The organism is Streptomyces rishiriensis (assembly GCF_003112535.1).
GTDB classification, from domain to species: Bacteria; Actinomycetota; Actinomycetes; order Streptomycetales; family Streptomycetaceae; genus Streptomyces; species Streptomyces rishiriensis.
Map to the genome: position 1 here is coordinate 304,886 of NZ_BEWA01000009.1, position 18,943 is coordinate 323,828.

The 18,943-nt window shown below is 72.0% G+C and carries 17 protein-coding genes; 12 read left to right on the plus strand and 5 right to left on the minus strand.

Features of this window, described 5'->3' with window-relative positions; translation table 11 throughout:
• Window positions 1-5: 5 nt before the first annotated feature.
• Window positions 6-719 (plus strand): glycoside hydrolase family 12 protein, encoded by a 714-nt coding sequence (locus Sri02f_RS17390; protein ID WP_109002211.1) that lies wholly within the window; start codon window positions 6-8, stop codon window positions 717-719.
• Window positions 720-754: 35 nt separating this feature from the next.
• Window positions 755-1,387, plus strand: coding sequence for a chorismate mutase (locus Sri02f_RS17395; RefSeq protein WP_109002212.1), 633 nt, complete (start codon window positions 755-757; stop codon window positions 1,385-1,387).
• Window positions 1,388-1,442: 55 nt separating this feature from the next.
• Here Sri02f_RS17395 and Sri02f_RS17400 read toward each other — a convergent pair whose 3' ends face one another.
• Both Sri02f_RS17400 and Sri02f_RS17405 read right to left on the minus strand, forming a co-directional pair.
• A complete protein-coding gene (locus tag Sri02f_RS17400) occupies window positions 1,443-3,485 on the minus strand; it encodes a glycoside hydrolase family 31 protein (protein WP_109002213.1) in 2,043 nt (680 codons plus the stop codon).
• A 76-nt stretch (window positions 3,486-3,561) separates the two neighbouring features.
• On the minus strand, window positions 3,562-4,575 hold the full coding sequence (locus Sri02f_RS17405) for a LacI family DNA-binding transcriptional regulator (RefSeq protein WP_109002214.1): 1,014 nt from the start codon (window positions 4,573-4,575) through the stop codon (window positions 3,562-3,564).
• Between the two features lie 432 nt (window positions 4,576-5,007).
• Between Sri02f_RS17405 and Sri02f_RS17410 the strand changes: the two genes are divergently transcribed.
• The 7 genes from Sri02f_RS17410 (at window position 5,008) to Sri02f_RS17440 (ending at window position 14,479) form a co-directional block, all read left to right on the plus strand.
• Window positions 5,008-6,945, plus strand: a complete 1,938-nt coding sequence (locus Sri02f_RS17410) for an acyl-CoA dehydrogenase family protein (RefSeq protein ID WP_109002253.1) — start codon at window positions 5,008-5,010, stop codon at window positions 6,943-6,945.
• Between the two features lie 95 nt (window positions 6,946-7,040).
• Window positions 7,041-8,294, plus strand: a complete 1,254-nt coding sequence (gene dxr / locus Sri02f_RS17415; RefSeq protein WP_109002215.1) for a 1-deoxy-D-xylulose-5-phosphate reductoisomerase — start codon at window positions 7,041-7,043, stop codon at window positions 8,292-8,294.
• Entirely contained in the window at window positions 8,291-9,595 is a 1,305-nt protein-coding gene (locus Sri02f_RS17420; protein WP_109002216.1) for a M50 family metallopeptidase, read from the plus strand. Before dxr ends, Sri02f_RS17420 begins: the two co-directional genes overlap by 4 nt.
• A gap of 228 nt (window positions 9,596-9,823) precedes the next feature.
• Window positions 9,824-10,981, plus strand: coding sequence for a flavodoxin-dependent (E)-4-hydroxy-3-methylbut-2-enyl-diphosphate synthase (gene ispG, locus Sri02f_RS17425; RefSeq protein WP_109002217.1), 1,158 nt, complete (start codon window positions 9,824-9,826; stop codon window positions 10,979-10,981).
• Between the two features lie 280 nt (window positions 10,982-11,261).
• Window positions 11,262-12,110, plus strand: a complete 849-nt coding sequence (locus Sri02f_RS17430) for a GNAT family N-acetyltransferase (RefSeq protein WP_109002218.1) — start codon at window positions 11,262-11,264, stop codon at window positions 12,108-12,110.
• A gap of 21 nt (window positions 12,111-12,131) precedes the next feature.
• Window positions 12,132-12,668, plus strand: coding sequence for a GNAT family N-acetyltransferase (locus tag Sri02f_RS17435; RefSeq protein ID WP_109002219.1), 537 nt, complete (start codon window positions 12,132-12,134; stop codon window positions 12,666-12,668).
• Window positions 12,669-12,775: 107 nt separating this feature from the next.
• Complete coding sequence (locus Sri02f_RS17440) at window positions 12,776-14,479, plus strand: proline--tRNA ligase (RefSeq protein WP_109002220.1); 1,704 nt, start codon at window positions 12,776-12,778, stop codon at window positions 14,477-14,479.
• Between the two features lie 275 nt (window positions 14,480-14,754).
• Here Sri02f_RS17440 and Sri02f_RS17445 read toward each other — a convergent pair whose 3' ends face one another.
• From Sri02f_RS17445 to Sri02f_RS17455, 3 genes are read right to left on the minus strand one after another with little or no spacing between them, the layout of a single operon-like run.
• A complete protein-coding gene (locus Sri02f_RS17445; RefSeq protein WP_109002221.1) occupies window positions 14,755-15,657 on the minus strand; it encodes an aminoglycoside phosphotransferase family protein in 903 nt (300 codons plus the stop codon).
• Window positions 15,658-15,698: 41 nt separating this feature from the next.
• On the minus strand, window positions 15,699-16,220 hold the full coding sequence (locus Sri02f_RS17450; RefSeq protein ID WP_109002222.1) for a ferritin-like domain-containing protein: 522 nt from the start codon (window positions 16,218-16,220) through the stop codon (window positions 15,699-15,701).
• A complete protein-coding gene (locus Sri02f_RS17455) occupies window positions 16,217-16,807 on the minus strand; it encodes a hypothetical protein (protein ID WP_109002223.1) in 591 nt (196 codons plus the stop codon). The genes Sri02f_RS17450 and Sri02f_RS17455 overlap by 4 nt, the downstream gene beginning before the upstream one ends.
• Before the next feature lie 235 nt (window positions 16,808-17,042).
• Between Sri02f_RS17455 and rimP the strand changes: the two genes are divergently transcribed.
• From rimP to Sri02f_RS17470, 3 genes are all read left to right on the plus strand, one after another.
• Window positions 17,043-17,546, plus strand: a complete 504-nt coding sequence (gene rimP / locus Sri02f_RS17460; RefSeq protein ID WP_109002224.1) for a ribosome maturation factor RimP — start codon at window positions 17,043-17,045, stop codon at window positions 17,544-17,546.
• 2 nt (window positions 17,547-17,548) lie between these two features.
• Window positions 17,549-18,535, plus strand: coding sequence for a transcription termination factor NusA (gene nusA, locus Sri02f_RS17465; protein WP_109002225.1), 987 nt, complete (start codon window positions 17,549-17,551; stop codon window positions 18,533-18,535).
• A gap of 102 nt (window positions 18,536-18,637) precedes the next feature.
• Window positions 18,638-18,934 carry a YlxR family protein gene (locus Sri02f_RS17470; protein ID WP_109002254.1) on the plus strand — a complete coding sequence of 99 codons (297 nt, stop codon included), beginning with the start codon at window positions 18,638-18,640 and terminating at the stop codon, window positions 18,932-18,934.
• The last annotated feature ends 9 nt before the right edge of the window (window positions 18,935-18,943 follow it).

Sequence of the window (18,943 nt, forward strand, 5' to 3'; positions counted from 1 at the left end):
ACACCATGGCAACTCGCACGCTCCGCAGGATCACCATGGCGACGCTGGCCCCGGCCCTCGCGCTCGGCGCCACCGTCGGCCTCGCCTCCGCCCCCGCCTCGGCCGCCGTCTGGAACTCCTGCGACCAGTGGGGCAACACCAGCCTCAACGGCTACACGCTCTACAACAACATCTGGGGCTCCGGCGCGGGCAGCCAGTGCATCTGGGCCAACTCCGGCACCAACTGGGGCGTCTGGGCCAACCACCCCAACACCGGCGGCATCAAGTCGTACCCCGACTCGAAGAAGGTGATCAACAAGTCGATCACCTCGCTGGGCTCGCTCTCCAGCACCTACAACGTCTCCGTCCCGTCGTCCGGCGCGTACAACACGTCGTACGACATCTGGGACACCGCGCACCGCTACGAGATCATGCTCTGGGTCAACAAGACCGGAGCCGTCGGCCCCCTCGGCTCCTCGCAGGGCAACGTCACGCTCGGCGGGCACTCCTGGACCGTCTACAAGGGCAGCAACGGCGCCAACGAGGTGTTCTCCTTCGTCCGCACCTCCAACTCGACCTCCGGCACGGTGAACATCCTGCCGATCCTCAAGTGGATCAAGGACTCCAAGGGCTGGTTCGGCAACGAGACCATCGGAGACCTCCAGTTCGGCTACGAGATCACCTCGTCCTCCGGCGGCCTGAACTTCACCACCAACAACCTGACCGTCAGCAGCAGTTGACCTGATCATGGGGCGGCGTCGGGTTGGATGACCGCATGCGTCCGATCACCCCCCTGCGCCGCCTCCTGACCACCCTGACCGCGACCGCGGCCGTCGCCCTCGCCTGCACGGGAGCCGCGGTCGCGGTCCCGGCCGTCGGCGTCCCGGCGTCCACCGCGCCCTTCTCTCCCGCCTCCGGCCCCGGCCCCGTCCTCGCCCTGCGCCCGGTCGCCGAGCTGTCCGCGGAGCGCCTCGCCACCGCCGACCTGGTCGCCGCCGCGAAGTGGGGCACCACCGCCCCCGTCGACGACCCCGCCCGCGAGCAGCAGGTCCTGGACGCCGTGGCCGCCCGGGCCACGGAGCTGGGCGCCGACCCGGACGAGATCCGCACGGTCTTCCGCGACCAGATCGAGGCCGACAAGACCGTGCAGCGCGGCCTCTTCCGGCGCTGGACGGACCACCCCGACCAGGCGCCCGTCACTCGCCCCGACCTGGCCGTCGTACGGCAGGAGATCAACCGGGTCACCGGTGCGCTCGTCGAGGCCCTCGCCGCCACGGCCACCGACCGCGACGCCCCCGCCTGCCGCCCCGAGCTCGCCCTGGCCGCCCTCCTGGTCCACCACGAGGACCGCCTCGACGCCCTGCACACCCGGGCGCTGACCCGCTCCCTGGCCTCCGTCTGCCGCTGACCCGCACGCCGGGGCGGCCGGCCCACCCACGTCGGACCGGCCGCGTCGGCGACGGCTACTCCGCCACGGGCAGCCGCGCCCCGTCCCGCAGGAACAGCGGGAGCCGGTCCAGCGGGGCGTCGACCGTCACGGCCGCACCCCCCTCGTACGTCTCGCCCGTCCACGCGTCGGTCCAGCGCGCCCCCGCCGGCAGGTACGCGGTGCGGGCCGTGGCGCCCGCCGTCAGCACCGGGGCGACGAGCAGGTCCCGGCCGAAGAGGTAGGAGTCGTCCACCGACCAGGCCGCCCGGTCGTCGGGGAACTCCAGGAACAGCGGCCGCATGGGCGGCAGGCCCTCCTCGTGCGCCTCCCGCATCACCCGCAGGACATAGGGCTTGAGCCGCTCCCGCAGCCGCAGGTACTTCTCCAGGACCGCGCCGGCCTCCTCGCCGTAGGACCACACCTCGTTCGGGCCGCCCGTCATGTCCGGGCCCAGCGGCATGCCGGGGTCGCGGAAGCCGTGCAGCCGCATCAGCGGGGACAGCGCGCCGAACTGGAACCAGCGCACCATCACCTCCCGGTACCGCGGATCGTCCGGGTCGCCGCCGTGGAAGCCGCCGATGTCGGTGTTCCACCACGGAATGCCCGACAGCGCGGTGTTCAGGCCGGCCGCGATCTGACGGCGCAGGGTGGGGAAGTCGGTGCCGATGTCACCGGACCACAGGGCGGCGCCGTAGCGCTGGCTGCCCGCCCACGCCGAGCGGTTGAGGCTGACGATCTCCTCCTCGCCGGCCGCGCGCAGGCCCTCGTAGAAGGTGCGGGCGTTCTCGGCCGGGTAGATGTTGCCGACCTCCAGCCCCGGACCCGCCCAGTACCGCAGGTTCTCCTGGAAACCGGGCTTCAGCTCGGGCTCGCAGGCGTCCAGCCAGAACGCCGTGATGCCGTACGGGGCCAGGTAGTTGTCGCGGATCCTCGACCACAGGAACTCCCGGGCCTCGGGGTTCGTCGCGTCGTAGAACGCCACCTGGACGGTCGAGGCGACGCCCTTGTCCGGCCAGTCGGCGTGGGCCGTCGGGCCGTACTCGGTGCCGATGAAGTAGCCCCGCTGCTCCATCACCGGGTGGTTCTCCGACAGCGGGGACACCGACGGCCACACCGACACCACCAGCTTCACGCCCAGCTCGTCCAGTTCACGGACCATCGCCGCCGGGTCGGGCCACTCGCTGGGGTCGAACCTCCACTCGCCGAGGTGCGTCCAGTGGAAGAAGTCGCAGACGATGGCGTCCAGCGGCAGGCCCCGGCGCTTGTACTCCCTTGCCACTTCGAGGAGTTCGTGCTGGGTGCGGTAGCGCAGCTTGCACTGCCAGAACCCGGCGGCCCACTCCGGCAGCATCGGGGTGCGGCCGGTGACCGCGCTGTAGCGGCGCTGGGCCTCGGCCGGCGCGCCCGCCGTGATCCAGTAGTCGATCTGGCGGGCCGAGTCCGCGACCCAGCGGGTGCCGTTGCCGGCCAGTTCGACGCGGCCGATCGCCGGGTTGTTCCACAGCAGCGTGTAGCCGCGGCTGGAGGTGAGCACCGGGATGCCGACCTCGGCGTTGCGCTGGACCAGGTCCAGGACCAGGCCCTTCTGGTCGAGCCGCCCGTGCTGGTGCTGGCCGAGCCCGTACAGCTTCTCGTCGTCGTACGCGGCGAAGCGCTGCTCCAGCCGGTGATGGCCGTGGCCGACCGCCGTGTACAGACGCGAGCCCGGCCACCAGAAGTGGGCGCGCTCCTCGGCCAGGATCTCCGTGCGGTCGTCCGTGCGCAGAAAGCGGATCAGGCCCTCGGCGTTCACCTCGACGGTGAGCGCGCCGACCGTCAGCTGCCCCTCGTCGTCGCCGGTCTTGACGGTGCTCTCGGTGGCCGGCGGCTCCTCGAGCAGCGCGCCCGGCAGCCCCTGCAGGATCGGCCCGCCGAGTCGGGCGCGCACCCGGACGGCGTCCGGACCCCAGGGTTCGACGCGCAGAGTCTCCTGGCGGCCGCTCCACTCCAGCGCGCCGCCTCGCTCACGGAAGGTGCCGACGGTGGGGGAGGACTGCGCGAGGCTGACCTGAGGCTGGCTTTCGGCGGGCTGGTTCATGTGGAGTGCTCCTTGAAGGAGTGCAGACATGGCGGTGCCCCGGCGAGGGCACGACAGCGAGAAAAGCGGGGGTTTCTCAGGAGGCGACGGGAACCGGTCCGGTGCTCGCCCGGACCGTCAGCTCGGGCGCGATCAGCACGACCTCGTCGCCGCCGTGCCCCTCCAGCTTGGCGACCAGGCGTTCCACCGCGTGCCGGCCCATCTCCTGCGCGGGGATGGCGACGGAGGTCAGCCGCACCGACGCCTGGACGGCGACCTGGTCGGGGCAGATCGCCACCACCGAGACGTCCTCCGGCACGGCCCGGCCCTGCTGGCGCAGCAGCGCGAGCAGCGGCTCCACCGCCGACTCGTTCTGCACGACGAAGCCGGTGGTGCCCGGACGTTCGTCGAGGATCCGGGCCAGGGTCACGGCCATCGCGTCGTACCCGCCCTCGCACGGCCGGTGCAGCAGCCGCAGGCCCAGTTCCCTCGCCCGGCGGCGCAGCCCGTCGAGCGTGCGCTCGGCGAAGCCGGTGTGCCGCTCGTAGACCGCCGGGGCCTCGCCGATGACGGCGATGTCGCGGTGCCCGAGCGTGGCCAGATGCTCCACACACAGCGCGCCGGTCGCCCCGAAGTCCAGATCGACGCAGGTCAGCCCCGAGGTGTCGGCCGGGAGGCCGATCAGGACGGACGGCTGGTCGGTGGAGCGCAGCAGCGGCAGCCGCTCGTCGTCGAGTTCGACGTCCATCAGGATCATCGCGTCGGCGAGCCCGCTGCCGGTGACGCGGCGGACCGCGTCGGACCCCTCCTCGCCGGTGAGCAGCAGGACGTCGTACCCGTGCGTCCGTGCCGTGGTGGCCACCGCGATGGCGATCTCCATCATCACCGGCACGTAGATGTCGGTGCGCAGCGGGATCATCAGCGCGATGATGTTCGACCTGCTGCTGGCCAGGGCGCGCGCGCCCGCGTTCGGGTGGTAGCCGAGCTCCCGGATGCTCTGCTCGACGCGCTGCCGGGTGGTCGTGGAGATGGACCGCTTGCCACTGAGGACATAGCTCACCGTGCTCGCCGAGACTCCGGCGTGCTGGGCGACCTCGGCGAGGGTGACCATCCAGCTCTCCAAGTTTTGTGAAGCGCTTCGACAGTGCGCATTGCGAACAGGGGCGGGTGAGGGTGGTTCGACAGTAGCTCTAGCGCGAGTGGGTGTCCATAGGTTGTCGAAGCGCTTCGACAGCGAGTTGTGGCGGATTGGTGGAGAAGAGTACGGGAACGGGCCGCGGTCGTCGCCCACACCCGTTCGGCGCAGGCCGCGCGGGCCGCGCACGGCGTCCCGCGCGGCCCGCGCCCGGACGCCGGGGGACGCCGCGACACGCCGCGATACGCCGGGGCGACGCCCCTCCCGGGCCCGGCCGCCGGGCCCGATCCCGCTCGAAGGGCCGCGCGTGGGGTGGCCACCGCGGCCCGGATCGGGTACCAACGATCGGGTAGCACCCATCGGTAACCAATGTGGTCCGAGATCCCGATTCGCGGCGAGGTGAGCCTCATGTCCGCACCACCCCTCAAGAAACCCACCGTCACCGAGCGTGAGGCCCGTCAGGTCGCCGAGGCCGCCCGGGAGCAGGACTGGCGCAAGCCCAGCTTCGCCAAGGAACTGTTCCTGGGCCGTTTCCGCCTCGACCTCGTCCACCCGCACCCGGTCCCCTCCGACGAGGCCGTCCGGCGGGGCGAGGCGTTCCTGGCCAAGCTCCGCGAATTCTGCGAGACGCAGGTGGACGCGGCCCGCATCGAACGCGAGGCCCGCATCCCCGACGAGGTCGTGCGCGGGCTCAAGGAGCTCGGCGCCCTCGGCATGAAGATCGACCCCAAGTACGGCGGCCTCGGCCTCACCCAGGTGTACTACAACAAGGCCCTGGCCCTGGTGGGCTCCGCCAGCCCCGCCATCGGGGTGCTGCTGTCGGCGCACCAGTCGATCGGCGTGCCGCAGCCGCTGAAGATGTTCGGCACCCCCGAGCAGAAGCAGAAGTTCCTGCCTCGCTGCGCCACCACCGACATCAGCGCCTTCCTGCTCACCGAGCCGGACGTCGGCTCCGACCCGGCCCGCCTGGCGGCGAGCGCGGTGCCCGACGGCGACGACTACGTCCTCGACGGCGTGAAGCTGTGGACGACCAACGGCGTGGTCGCCGACCTGCTGGTGGTCATGGCGCGGGTCCCCGCGAGCGAGGGGCACAAGGGCGGCATCACCGCCTTCGTCGTGGAGACGGACTCGCCCGGCATCACCGTCGAGAACCGCAACGCCTTCATGGGCCTGCGCGGCATCGAGAACGGCGTCACCCGCTTCCACCAGGTCCGGGTCCCGGCCGCGAACCGCGTCGGCCCCGAGGGCGCCGGTCTGAAGATCGCCCTGACCACGCTCAACACGGGCCGGCTCTCCCTGCCCGCGTCCTGCGTGGCCGCCGGCAAGTGGTGTCTGAAGATCGCCCGTGAATGGTCGGCGGCCCGCGAGCAGTGGGGCAAGCCGATCGCCCACCACGAGGCGGTCGGCGCGAAGATCTCCTTCATCGCGGCGACCACCTTCGCCTTGGAAGCGGTGCTCGACCTGTCGTCGCAGATGGCCGACGAGGACCGCAACGACATCCGCATCGAGGGCGCGCTGGCCAAGCTCTTCGCCTCCGAGATGGGCTGGCGGATGGCCGACGAACTGGTCCAGATCCGCGGCGGCCGCGGCTTCGAGACGGCGGAGTCCCTCGCCGCCCGCGGCGAGAAGGCCGTCCCCGCCGAACAGGTCCTGCGCGACCTGCGGATCAACCGCATCTTCGAGGGCTCGACGGAGATCATGCACCTCCTCATCGCCCGCGAGGCCGTCGACGCCCACCTCACGGTCGCCGGCGACCTCATCGACCCCGACAAGTCCCTCCAGGACAAGGCGAGGGCGGGTGCGAACGCCGGTGTCTTCTACGCCAAGTGGCTGCCGAAGCTGGTCGCGGGGCCGGGGCAACTGCCTTCGTCGTACGCGGAGTTCAAGCACGCGGGCGTCGACCTGTCGCCGCATCTGCGGCATGTCGAGCGGCATGCGCGCAAGCTCGCCCGCTCCACCTTCTACGCCATGTCCCGCTGGCAGGGCCGGATGGAGACCAAGCAGGGCTTCCTCGGCCGGATCGTCGACATCGGCGCGGAGCTGTTCGCGATGAGCGCGGCCTGTGTGCGCGCCGAACTGCTGCGCTCGCGCGGCGAGAACGGCCGCGAGGCCTACCAGCTCGCCGACGTGTTCTGCCGCCAGTCCCGCATCCGCGTCGACGAGCTCTTCGCGCGCCTGTGGCACAACACCGACGATCTGGACCGCAAGGTCGTCAGGGGCGTCATGGCGGGCGCCTACGAGTGGCTGGAGCAGGGCGTCGTCGACCTGTCCGGGGACGCTCCCTGGATCGCCGACGCGACCCCCGGCCCCAGCGAGCGGGAGAACGTCCACCGCCCGATCAGGTGATCCTTCGAACACGGTTGCCAGGCGGCCGGGTCGCGGGGCGTTCCCCAGGGGGACGCCCTGTCCGGCCGCCTTCCCGTTGCGGCAACAATGGGGGGATGAGCGACAGTCCAGCCCCCCTCGCCGACCCGCATCTCGTCTACGACCCCGTCGCGGGCGACGGCCCCAAGGACGTGGTGATCCTCGGTTCCACCGGCTCGATCGGGACCCAGGCCATCGACCTCGTGCTGCGCAATCCGGACCGCTTCCGGGTGACCGGCCTGTCCGCCAACGGCGGCCGGGTCGCCCTCCTCGCCGAGCAGGCCCGCCGGCTGCGCGCGCGGACCGTCGCCGTCGCCCGCGAGGACGTCGTGCCCGCCCTGCGCGAGGCGCTGGCCGCCGAGTACGGCCCCGGAGAGCCGCTGCCCGAGATCCTCGCGGGCCCCGCGGCGGCCACCGAGCTCGCCGCGTCCGACTGCCACACCGTGCTGAACGGCATCACCGGCTCCATCGGCCTCGCGCCCACCCTCGCCGCCCTGGAGGCGGGCCGCACCCTCGCGCTCGCCAACAAGGAGTCGCTCATCGTCGGCGGACCGCTGGTCAAGGCGCTCGCCGAGCCGGGGCAGATCATCCCGGTGGACTCCGAGCACGCGGCCCTCTTCCAGTGCCTCGCCGCAGGCACCCGGGCCGACGTCCGCAAGCTGGTCGTCACCGCCTCCGGCGGCCCGTTCCGCGGCCGGACGAAGGCGGAACTGGCGAACGTGACGGTCGAGGACGCCCTCGCCCACCCCACCTGGTCCATGGGCCCGGTGATCACGATCAACTCCGCGACCCTCGTCAACAAGGGCCTGGAGGTCATCGAGGCGCACCTGCTCTACGACATTCCCTTCTCGCGCATTGAGGTGGTCGTCCACCCGCAGTCGTATGTCCACTCGATGGTTGAGTTCACGGACGGATCGACACTGGCGCAGGCGACGCCCCCCGACATGCGCGGGCCCATCGCCATAGGCCTCGGCTGGCCCGGGCGCGTCCCGGACGCCGCGCCCGCCTTCGACTGGAGCACCGCGTCGACCTGGGAGTTCTTCCCTCTCGACGAGGAGGCCTTCCCCTCGGTGGGCCTCGCCCGGCACGTGGGCGAGCTCGCGGGCACGGCCCCCGCGGTGTTCAATGCCGCGAACGAGGAGTGCGTCGAGGCGTTCCGCAGGGGCGCGCTGCCCTTCAACGGCATCATGGAGACCGTCACCCGGGTCGTGCACGAGCACGGCACGCCGGTGACGGGAACTTCACTGACCGTGTCGGACGTCCTCGAAGCGGAGACCTGGGCACGGGCCCGGGCCCAAGAACTGACGGCTACCGCGGAGGCGCGTGCATGACAGCCCTGATGATGATCCTCGGCATAGTCGTCTTCGCGGCGGGGCTGCTGTTCTCGATCGCCTGGCACGAGCTGGGACACCTGTCCACGGCCAAGCTCTTCGGCATCCGCGTCCCGCAGTACATGGTCGGCTTCGGCCCGACCGTCTTCTCGCGCAAGAAGGGCGACACCGAGTACGGCGTCAAGGCGATCCCGCTGGGCGGCTACATCCGCATGATCGGCATGTTCCCGCCCGGCGAGGACGGCCGGATCACGGCCCGCTCCACCTCGCCCTGGCGCGGCATGATCGAGGACGCCCGCTCGGCGGCCTACGAGGAACTCCAGCCGGGCGACGAGACGCGCATGTTCTACACGCGCAAGCCCTGGAAGCGCGTCATCGTGATGTTCGCCGGACCGTTCATGAACCTGGTGCTCGCGATCGGGCTGTTCCTCACCGTGCTGATGGGCTTCGGCATCTCCCAGCAGACCACCAGCGTCAGCTCGGTCTCCCCGTGCGTCATCGCGCAGAGCCAGAACCGTGACGCGTGCAAGCCGTCCGACCCGGCCTCCCCGGCCGCGGCCGCCGGCATGAAGCCCGGCGACCGGATCGTCTCCTTCGCCGGGCAGCGGACGGACGACTGGGACACCCTCTCCGACCTGATCCGGGTCAGCGCCGGCAAGGACGTCGCCATCGTCGTCGAGCGCAAGGGCAGCGAACTGACCCTGCACGCCAAGATCGCCACCAACATGGTCGCCAAGAAGGACTCCAGCGGGGCGTACGTCCAGGGCCAGTACGTGAAGGCCGGATTCCTCGGCTTCAGCGCGGCCAACGGCGTCGTCAAGCAGGACTTCGGCGACTCCGTCTCCTGGATGACCGACCGGGTGGGCGAGGCCGTCGACTCCCTCACCGCCCTGCCCGGCAAGATCCCGGCCCTGTGGAACGCGGCCTTCGACGGCGCGCCCCGCGAGCCCGACTCGCCCATGGGCGTGGTCGGCGCGGCCCGCGTCGGCGGCGAGATCTTCACCCTGGACATCCCGGCCTCGCAGCAGCTCGCCCTGGCCGTGATGCTCGTGGCCGGCTTCAACCTCTCCCTGTTCCTGTTCAACATGCTCCCGCTGCTGCCGCTCGACGGCGGCCACATCGCGGGCGCCCTGTGGGAGTCGCTGCGCCGCAACCTGGCCAGGGTCATGCGCAGGCCGGACCCGGGTCCGTTCGACGTGGCGAAGCTGATGCCGGTCGCGTACGTCGTGGCGGGCATCTTCATCTGCTTCACCGTGCTGGTCCTGATCGCGGACGTGGTCAACCCGGTGAAGATCTCGTAGCGGCAGGTCACCGCCGCCCCGGTGGCCGGCGGTTCGGGACGGCCCGGCACTCTCCTCGTGCCGGGCCGTCCCGCGTCACCGGGGGTTCGACGACCGAGGGGTGCCCCGCGCGGGTGGTTCCCGGGAGCGGAAGTGCTTCCGCACCGGCCGGTGCCGTAATCTCGAAGCCTGGAACCCGCCTGAAGACGGGACCTGGGCCTTGATCCACGACTTGGGGTTGCACAGCAGATGACTGCGATTTCTCTCGGCATGCCGTCCGTTCCGACCAAGCTCGCCGAGCGCCGCAAGAGCCGGCAGATCCAGGTCGGCTCCGTGGCGGTCGGCGGAGACGCCCCGGTGTCGGTGCAGTCGATGACGACGACGCGTACGTCGGACGTCGGTGCGACGTTGCAGCAGATCGCGGAGCTGACGGCGTCGGGCTGTCAGATCGTGCGGGTGGCGTGTCCGACGCAGGACGACGCGGACGCGCTGGCGACGATCGCGCGCAAGTCGCAGATCCCGGTGATCGCGGACATCCACTTCCAGCCGAAGTACGTGTTCGCCGCGATCGAGGCGGGCTGTGCGGCGGTGCGGGTGAACCCGGGCAACATCAAGCAGTTCGACGACAAGGTCCGCGAGATCGCCAAGGCGGCGAAGGAGCACGGCACGCCGATCCGTATCGGCGTCAACGCGGGTTCGCTGGATCGCCGGCTGCTGCAGAAGTACGGCAGGGCGACGCCCGAGGCGCTGGTGGAGTCGGCGCTGTGGGAGGCGTCCCTCTTCGAGGAGCACGACTTCCGTGACATCAAGATCTCGGTCAAGCACAACGACCCGGTCGTGATGATCGAGGCCTACCGGCAGCTCGCCGCGCAGTGCGACTACCCGCTGCACCTGGGCGTCACGGAGGCCGGGCCCGCCTTCCAGGGCACGATCAAGTCGGCGGTGGCCTTCGGCGCGCTGCTGTCGGAGGGCATCGGCGACACCATCCGCGTGTCGCTGTCGGCCCCTCCGGTGGAGGAGGTCAAGGTCGGCAACCAGATCCTGGAGTCGCTGAACCTGAGGCAGCGCGGGCTGGAGATCGTCTCGTGCCCGTCCTGCGGCCGTGCCCAGGTCGACGTGTACAAGCTGGCCGAGGAGGTCACCGCCGGTCTCACCGGCATGGAGGTCCCGCTGCGGGTGGCCGTCATGGGCTGCGTCGTCAACGGTCCCGGCGAGGCCCGCGAGGCCGACCTCGGGGTCGCCTCCGGCAACGGCAAGGGCCAGATCTTCGTCAAGGGCGAGGTCATCAAGACCGTCCCCGAGTCGAAGATCGTGGAGACCCTCATCGAGGAAGCCATGAAGCTGGCCGAGCAGATGGAGGCCGCGGGAACCGCCTCCGGTGAGCCCTCGGTGTCGGTCGCGGGCTGACGGGGGCGACGGGGCTGTCGAGTCCCAGCCGGTGGCCGGCCTTCAGCCCGCCTGGCCACTTGAAGACGAGTGCTGACCGTTCCCCCTCAGCCCGTCCGGCGTTTGAGGACGAGGCCCGTTCAGGGCCGACCGCGGGGGCCTGGGGGCGGCAGCCCCCAGAAGAGGGCACGGCAAGCCGACGGCCACCGGCAAACGAACGGCGACCCAACGCAGGGCGGCACCGCAAAGCTTCCGCGGGTACAGTGCGGAGATCAGCAGACCTGAGTGTGAGGCCCCGCGCGTGTTGACCCAGACCACCTCCCGGGTCCTCGAACCGAGCGACCTGGACGCCGCGCTCGCCGTCCTGGACCGCGAGCCGGTCGCCAACGCCTTCGTGACATCCCGCGTGCAGATCGCCGGCCTCGACCCGTGGCGCCTCGGCGGCGAGATGTGGGGCTGGTACCAGGACGGCATGCTGACGTCCCTGTGCTACGCCGGCGCCAACCTCGTCCCGATCTGCGCGACTCCGCGCGCGGTGCGCGCCTTCGCCGACCGGGCCCGCCGGGCCGGCCGCCGCTGCTCCTCGATCGTCGGCCCCGCCGAGCCGACGACCCGGCTGTGGCGCCTCCTCGAACCCCACTGGGGCCCGGCCCGGGAGGTCCGCACCCGTCAGCCGCTCATGGTCACCGACCGCATGCCCGCCGACGTCGCCCCCGACCCCTACGTCCGCCGCATCCGCAAGGACGAGATGGACACGATCATGCCGGCGTGCGTGGCGATGTTCACCGAGGAGGTCGGGGTCTCCCCGATGGCCGGCGACGGCGGACTCCTGTACCAGGCCCGGGTCGCCGAACTCGTCGGCTCCGGCCGCTCGTTCGCCCGTCTCGACGAGCGGGGCAAGGTCGCCTTCAAGGCGGAGATCGGCGCGGCGACATCCCAGGCCTGCCAGATCCAGGGCGTCTGGGTGGCCCCCGAGTACCGCGGGCAGGGCCTGGCCGCCCCCGGCATGGCGGCGGTCCTGCGCTACGCCCTGGCGGACGTGGCCCCCGTGGTGAGTCTCTACGTGAACGACTTCAACACCGCGGCGCGCAGGACGTACCGCAGGGTCGGCTTCCAGGAGGTCGGCGCCTTCACGAGCGTGCTCTTTTGACGCCCCTGTAGGCTCCCCGCCATGGACCTCGTCATCGGCCCCCTGGACCTTCCCGCCCACGTGGACGAGGCCCTGGCCGTCCAGGCCGTCGCCTTCGGGCTCGGCCCCGACGAAGTCGCCGTCAGACGCCAGATCGTCCTGCGCCACATGACGAGTTCGGGCGCGCGCGCCTTCGGCGCGACGACGTCCGAGGGCCGGCTCGTCGGCTTCGTCTACGGCATGCCCAACGACCGCACCCACTGGTGGTCCACCGTCGTCCAGCCCTATCTGCGGGCCCAGCACCACGAGCACTGGCTCGACGACTCCTTCGTCATCACCGAGCTCCACGTCCACCCCGCGTACCAGAACCGCGGCGCGGGCCGGGCCCTCATCACCACGATCACCGACACCGCGGCCGAGCCCCGCTCGATCCTCTCCGCGATCGACACCGAGAGCCCCGCCCGGGCGCTCTACCGCTCCCTCGGATACCAGGACCTGGCCCGCCGCGTCCTCTTCCCCAGCGCCCCCCGCCCCTACGCGGTGATGGGCGCCCCGCTTCCGCTCCTGCGCCCGGAATAACGGATTTCCGGGCACGCCGCGCTCCCGGCTAACCTCCTAGCCATCACCCTCCTCCGCTCTCGGCTCCGTCCGAGCGGGGGTACCCCATCGGCAGGAGTACGACAACCATGGCCAACGCACCGGTCCAGCGCATGTCCCAGTTGATGGCGAAGACGCTGCGCGACGACCCGGCGGACGCCGAGGTCCTCAGCCACAAGCTCCTCGTCCGTGCCGGCTACGTCCGTCGCACCGCCGCCGGCATCTGGTCCTGGCTGCCCCTCGGCAAGAAGGTCCTCTCCAACGTCGAGCGCATCGTGCGCGAGGAGATGGACGCGATCGGCGCCCAGGAGGTGCTGCTCCCCGCCATCCTGCCCCGGGAGCCGTACGAGGCGACCGGCCGGTGGGAGGAGTACGGCGCCGAGCTCTTCCGCCTCCAGGACCGCAGGGGCGGCGACTACCTGCTCGGCCCCACCCACGAGGAGATCTTCACCCTCCTCGTGAAGGACCAGGCGTCCTCCTACAAGGACCTGCCGGTCATCCTCTACCAGATCCAGAACAAGTACCGCGACGAGGCCCGCCCGCGTGCCGGCATCCTGCGCGGCCGCGAGTTCCTCATGAAGGACTCCTACTCCTTCGACACCGAGGACGAGGGCCTCGCCCACTCCTACGCCCTGCACCGCCAGGCCTACCAGCGCGTCTTCGAGCGTCTCGGCCTCGACTACCGCATCTGCGCCGCCACCGCCGGCGCGATGGGCGGCTCGAAGTCGGAGGAGTTCCTCGCCCCCGCCGAGGCCGGCGAGGACACCTTCGCGGACTGCCCGAACTGCGACTTCGCGGCGAACACCGAGGCGATCACCTACGAGCTGGCGCCGGTCGACGCCGACGGCGTCGCCGCGCTCGAGGAGATCCCCACCCCGGACACCCCGACCATCGAGACCCTCGCCGCCCATCTCGGCGTCCCGGCCTCCGCCACCCTGAAGAACCTGCTGGTGAAGGTCGGCGGCGAGATCGTGGCCGTCGGCGTGCCCGGCGACCGCGAGGTGGACCTCGGCAAGGTCGAGGCGCACTTCGCCCCGGCCGCCGTCGAACTGGTCACCGCCGAGGACTTCGTCGGCCGCCCCGACCTGGTGCGCGGCTACGTCGGCCCGCAGGGACTCGGGGACAAGGTCACCTACATCGCCGACCCGCGCGTGGCGCCCGGCACCTCCTGGATCACCGGCGCCAACAAGGAGGGCACGCACGCGAAGAACGTCGTCGCGGGCCGCGACTTCGAGGTCGGCGCGTACGTCGACGTCGTCGTCGTCCAGGAGGGCGACCCCTGCCCGAAGTGCGGCACCGGCCTGAAGCTGGACCGCGCCATCGAGATCGGCCACATCTTCCAGCTGGGCCGCAAGTACGCCGACGCCCTCAAGCTCGACGTCCTCGGCCAGCACGGCAAGCCGGTCCGCGTCACCATGGGCTCCTACGGCATCGGCGTCTCCCGCGCGGTCGCCGCCCTCGCCGAGCAGACCGCCGACGACAAGGGCCTGTGCTGGCCCGCCGAGGTCGCCCCGGCCGACGTGCACGTGGTCGCCGCCGGCAAGGCGCTGCAGACCGAGCTGGCGCTGGAGGTCTCCGAGAAGCTGCGCGCGGCCGGCCTGCGCGTCCTGGTCGACGACCGGGCCGGCGTCTCCCCGGGCGTGAAGTTCACCGACTCCGAGCTGATCGGCGTGCCGCAGATCCTGGTGGCGGGCCGTCGCTCCGCCGAAGGCGTCCTGGAGCTGAAGGACCGCAGGACCGGCGAGCGCGAGGAGCTCACGGTGGACGAGGCGATCGCCCGCCTCACCGCATGACGGCAGAGCCGTACCGGAGGGCGCCGAGTGGCCGTGCGGCCGCCTCGGCGCACCTCCCGCGGGCCGTTCCCCGACCGCAGGCGTGACGGAACGCCCCCAGGGAGGGGAACGCCCACGGCGGCCGGCAGAGCCGCCCCGGCGTCGGCGGCAGCGGCGTCAAGCGGGCGGACGACACCTCGACGGCGCCGTCCGCCCGTCCTGACGCTCTTCGTCGGCGACCTGCGCCGACGTCATCGACTCACCGGTGCCCCGGACCGGTGAGTCGACATGTCGATTCAGAGCCAGGCGGCGAATTCCAGCAGCAGCTCGGCGTCCCGGGGCCGGCCGACCCGCAGCGCCCGCACCCCCGACTCCACCGCCCGGAAGAGCGTCCACGCGCGCACCCGCTCGCCGTCCAGCTCCAGCGACTCCGCCAGCTTCCGCACCCGCCGCCGCGTGGTCGCCGCCCCCGAGGGGGAGCCGATCAGATCCTCCACCCGGTCACGCACCAGCCGTGCCAGGTCGAACGCGCACTCGCCCACCACGGGATCCGGGCCCACCGCCAGCCACGGCGACCGCTCCGCCGCCAGCACCTTGCTCTGCCGGAACGTGCCGTGCAGCAACCGCACCTCCGGCGCGGTGCCCACCAGCTCCTCCCGGGCGGCGAGCGCCGCGTCCACCAGAGCGGCCACCGCCGCCTCGGAACCGGCGGCGGTGCTCCGCATCGCCACAGCCTGCCGACCGGTCCGCTCGGCCACCGTCTCGAAGACCTGCCCGGCCGGCGGCTCCACCCACAGCCGCCGCAGCGTCCCCGCCGCCTCCAGCAACGCCTTCGCCTCCGGCAGCGACCGCACCGACACATCGGGGTGCAGCCGTTCCAGGAGCAGGGCCCCCGCCGTCTCCGGCCCGTCCAGTGCCTGCACCGCGCCCAGGCCGTCCCAGCGCGCCAGCGCGGCCCGCTCGGCCTCGGGGCGGAACCGGGGAGGGGCCAGCTTCAGCACGGCCGGCGTCCCGTCCGCCCGGCGCACCAGCACGACCAGGCTGGACCGGCCGCCCGGCACCTGCACCCGGTCGACGGTCAACTCGCGCAGGGCGACGGCCTGCCGGACGGTCTCCGGCAGCTTCTCCAGCCAGCCGTCCCCGTCCGGCGCCGTCTCACCGAGCGCCCTGACCAGACGCTGCGGCGGTGCGAAAGCCATGCGCGAGTCGTCCCCTTCCGTGCTTCCGGCCGAGCCTTCGGTCACCCCGTGGCCGTGGCCGATGCCGCTGTCGCCGGGGGCGCGGCGGGCGCCGCCGTCGTGGCGGGCGCCGAGCCCGTGGCCGGATCCGTACCGTCCCGCTCCGCGAGACCAGGGAAGGCTACGCTGCTGCCGCGCCAGCGCACCGCGCGCACCGCCGCCTCCCGCAGCGCCGCCGCGGCCTCGCGGCGTCGTGCGTCCCCGGCTGCCCGCACCAGGTCCGAGTACACCCCGGCCACGCGTCCCTCCAGCTCGGCGGCGAGCCGCACCGCCGAGGCGGAGTCCGCCACCGCGAACGGCAGCGCGTACCCGGCGCTCGCCGCGACCGGCTCGGCGCCCAGGCCCCGCACCTCGCGCACCAGCGCGTCACGGCGAGCCCGGTGCGTGTCGTAGGCCGCCCGCGCCTCGAGGCGCCGTACCTCGCCGATGCGCCCGCCCACGACCCCGTAGCCGTAGACGGCGGCGTGCTCGGCGGCCAGCGCCGCCTGCAGCGCCGTCAGCTCCGCGCTCGTCTCCTCGCTCATCGCGTCCCCTCCGTCAGCAGATAGGCGTGGGCCGCGCCGGCCGCCGCCACCGAGGCCAGCAGCCGGGCGTGTTCGCCCGGCAGGCCCGCCAGCTCCCCGGCCCTGCGGTCGGCCAGCGCCCGTTCGGCGGCGGCCAACTGCGCCAGGGCGTCCTTCTCGACCGCCGGAGCGGGGGAGGGCACGGCCGAGGCCGGGGGCGCCGGGACGGGGCCGGTGGGAGAACCGGTGGGAGAACCGGCCGGCGCCCCGGTGGGGGAGGCGGACCGCGGCGGGGGCGTGCTGCGGACGCCGCCGAACGCGTCCACATGCCGGACGACCTCGGCCCGCAGCGGTCCCAGCAGACCCGTCAGCCCCGGATGGACGGCCAGGACCGCGTCGTACCGCGCCACCAGCCCGTCGCTGTCCGCGGCCGCACGCGCGCGTGCCCGCTCGACGACCGCCGGGCTGCCGCTCGCGTCCCCGCCGCCCTCCTCGCCGTCCCCGCCGCCCGACGAGCAGCCGGCGAGCAGCGCCGCTCCCGCGGCGGACGCGAGCAGGGATCTTCTGCGCGGTCCCGACGGGGCGCGCGGGGGAAGGGGGAACGGCACGGCAGACGTCCTCGGGAACTCGTACGAAAGAAACGATAAGGAACACGAAGAAGGGCGGCAGGCCCGTGATCACCGTACCCGCGCGTTCCTCCCCCACAGCTCAGCGGCACCGCGGGCGCCACGGTCCGCCACCCTCCGTGCACAGGTGGACGGCAACACTCCCTGCGACCGGATACCCTTTGACCAGACACGCGCACCGTCCCACAACAGCACACGCGGCCGAGGAGTCACCCGGATGAGCACCACCCAGAGCGAGAGGCTGCGAGAGCTACTGGAACCGCTCGTCGCCTCCCAGGGACTGGATCTCGAAGAGATCGCCGTGGACTCCGTAGGACGCAAGCGGGTGCTGAGCGTGGTCGTCGACTCCGACACCGGAGCGGACCTGGACCAGATCGCCGATGTGAGCCGCGCGCTCTCGGCGAAGCTCGACGAGACGGACGCGATGGGCGAGGGCGAGTACACCCTCGAGGTCGGCACCCCGGGCGCGGAGCGCGCCCTCACCGAGCACCGCCACTACGTGCGCGCCACGGACCGGCTGGTGCGATTCCAGCTGACCGAGGGCGGCGAGCTGGTCGCCCGGATCGTCGGGGTCGACGACGAGGGGCTCGACGTCGAGGTGCCGGGCGTGAAGGGCCGCAGGGCCACCGCCCGCAGACTCGCCTTCGCCGACGTCGACAAGGCGCGCGTGCAGGTCGAGTTCAACCGCAAGGACAAGAACGAGAAGGAAGAGGAGGCGTAGCCGTGGACATCGACATGAGCGCCCTGCGGGGCTTGGTACGGGAGAAGGAGATCTCCTTCGACCTGCTGGTCGAAGCGATCGAGTCGGCCCTCCTCATCGCCTACCACCGCACCGAGGGAAGCCGCCGTCACGCGCGCGTGGAGCTCAACCGGCAGACCGGTCATGTGACCGTGTGGGCGAAGGAGGACCCCGAGGACCTCGACGAGGGGCAGGAGCCCCGCACGTTCGACGACACCCCGTCGGACTTCGGCCGTATCGCCGCCACCACGGCCAAGCAGGTCATCCTGCAGCGCCTGCGCGACGCCGAGGACGACGCGACGCTCGGCGAGTACGCCGGCCGGGAGGGCGACATCGTCACCGGCGTGGTCCAGCAGGGCCGCGACCCGAAGAACGTGCTCGTGGACATCGGCAAGCTGGAGGCCATCCTGCCGGTCCAGGAGCAGGTCCCCGGCGAGACCTACTCGCACGGATTGCGACTGCGGTCGTACGTCGTCCGGGTGGCGAAGGGCGTGCGCGGCCCGTCCGTGACGCTCTCGCGGACCCACCCCAACCTGGTGAAGAAGCTCTTCGCCCTGGAGGTGCCGGAGATCGCCGACGGCTCGGTCGAGATCGCCGCGATCGCCCGCGAGGCCGGGCACCGCACGAAGATCGCCGTCAGGTCCACCCGTTCGGGCCTGAACGCCAAGGGAGCCTGCATCGGCCCCATGGGCGGCCGGGTGCGCAACGTGATGGGCGAGCTCAACGGTGAGAAGATCGACATCGTCGACTGGTCCGACGACCCGGCCGAGATGGTGGCCAACGCGCTGTCCCCGGCCCGGGTCTCGAAGGTGGAGGTCGTCGACCTCGCGGCCCGCTCCGCGCGCGTGACCGTGCCGGACTACCAGCTGTCCCTGGCGATCGGCAAGGAAGGGCAGAACGCCCGGCTCGCCGCCCGTCTGACCGGCTGGCGGATCGACATCCGTCCGGACACCGAACAGCCGGAGGAATAGATCTCGGCCTGTGGTGGCTGAGATCACGTCAGAGTTCGTCACGGCACGTGTTCGATTCCTGTCCCATTGGGACGAGGTCGACGCGGGGAGGTAGACTTGACTGTGTCTGGCCGGACGCACACCGGATCACGCCCTGAACGCACCTGTGTGGGGTGCCGGAAGCGAGCGGCCAAGACGGAGCTGCTGCGCATCGTGGCGATCAAGGACGCATGCGTCCCCGATCCACGCGGTACGCTGCCCGGCCGGGGTGCGTATCTGCACCCCGCCCCGTTCTGTCTCGACCAGGCGGCGCGCCGCCGGGCGTTCACGAGGGCGTTGCGAGCCCCGGGAGCGCTCGACACAAACGCGTTGCGCCAGTACGTCGAGCAGACGACCGTTGCCGAACAGGCGACACCGTAAGAAGGCGTC

Excerpts from the sequence above, each read along its gene's own strand:
- Sri02f_RS17390 (WP_109002211.1), top strand. The coding sequence starts at position 6 with ATGGCAACTCGCACGCTCCGCAGGATCACCATGGCGACGCTGGCCCCG.
- Sri02f_RS17395 (WP_109002212.1), top strand. The coding sequence starts at position 755 with ATGCGTCCGATCACCCCCCTGCGCCGCCTCCTGACCACCCTGACCGCG.
- Sri02f_RS17400 (WP_109002213.1), bottom strand. The coding sequence starts at position 3,485 with ATGAACCAGCCCGCCGAAAGCCAGCCTCAGGTCAGCCTCGCGCAGTCC.
- Sri02f_RS17405 (WP_109002214.1), bottom strand. The coding sequence starts at position 4,575 with ATGGTCACCCTCGCCGAGGTCGCCCAGCACGCCGGAGTCTCGGCGAGC.
- Sri02f_RS17410 (WP_109002253.1), top strand. The coding sequence starts at position 5,008 with ATGTCCGCACCACCCCTCAAGAAACCCACCGTCACCGAGCGTGAGGCC.
- dxr (WP_109002215.1), top strand. The coding sequence starts at position 7,041 with ATGAGCGACAGTCCAGCCCCCCTCGCCGACCCGCATCTCGTCTACGAC.
- Sri02f_RS17420 (WP_109002216.1), top strand. The coding sequence starts at position 8,291 with ATGACAGCCCTGATGATGATCCTCGGCATAGTCGTCTTCGCGGCGGGG.
- ispG (WP_109002217.1), top strand. The coding sequence starts at position 9,824 with ATGACTGCGATTTCTCTCGGCATGCCGTCCGTTCCGACCAAGCTCGCC.
- Sri02f_RS17435 (WP_109002219.1), top strand. The coding sequence starts at position 12,132 with ATGGACCTCGTCATCGGCCCCCTGGACCTTCCCGCCCACGTGGACGAG.
- Sri02f_RS17440 (WP_109002220.1), top strand. The coding sequence starts at position 12,776 with ATGGCCAACGCACCGGTCCAGCGCATGTCCCAGTTGATGGCGAAGACG.
- Sri02f_RS17445 (WP_109002221.1), bottom strand. The coding sequence starts at position 15,657 with ATGGCTTTCGCACCGCCGCAGCGTCTGGTCAGGGCGCTCGGTGAGACG.
- Sri02f_RS17450 (WP_109002222.1), bottom strand. The coding sequence starts at position 16,220 with ATGAGCGAGGAGACGAGCGCGGAGCTGACGGCGCTGCAGGCGGCGCTG.
- rimP (WP_109002224.1), top strand. The coding sequence starts at position 17,043 with ATGAGCACCACCCAGAGCGAGAGGCTGCGAGAGCTACTGGAACCGCTC.